1 protein-coding gene is annotated in these 324 nt (G+C 49.1%); it reads left to right on the top strand.

What is annotated here, in order from left to right; all coding sequences use genetic code 11:
* Window positions 1–324, top strand: a 324-nt coding sequence (locus F0U44_RS24550) for an Hsp20/alpha crystallin family protein (RefSeq protein WP_223163845.1), incomplete at both ends; no start/stop codon positions are given.

Raw genomic sequence — 324 nt, 5'->3', positions numbered from 1 at the left:
TATCTATTCACCTGCCTGGTTACGAACAGAAAGACATCAACGTGAAAACGAAAAATGGAGTGCTGATGGTGCAGGCTAACAGTGCTTTTAATCATTACTTGAAAATACAGAACCTTCCCTGGGATGTGAATTCCGAAGGCAGCTGGGTTTACGAGAAAGACGTGTTGAAAATCACCTTCCCGCTGAAGCAAAAGCAGCCAGAGGATAGCAAGAGGCCAGTTGTAGAGCCCACTGAGACGACCCCTACGAATGTAAGTCGTGAAGAGATGGAGTTCACCACCGAGAGCAACGTGCGGGACGTTGACGTCGGCTTGGAGACAGCCC

The sequence above is a fragment of the Nocardioides humilatus genome, assembly GCF_008373755.1.
GTDB lineage: Bacteria > Actinomycetota > Actinomycetes > Propionibacteriales > Nocardioidaceae > Nocardioides > Nocardioides humilatus.
The sequence above is the reverse complement of the archived record's forward strand: the minus strand, read 5'-3'. Positions and strand labels throughout refer to the sequence as shown.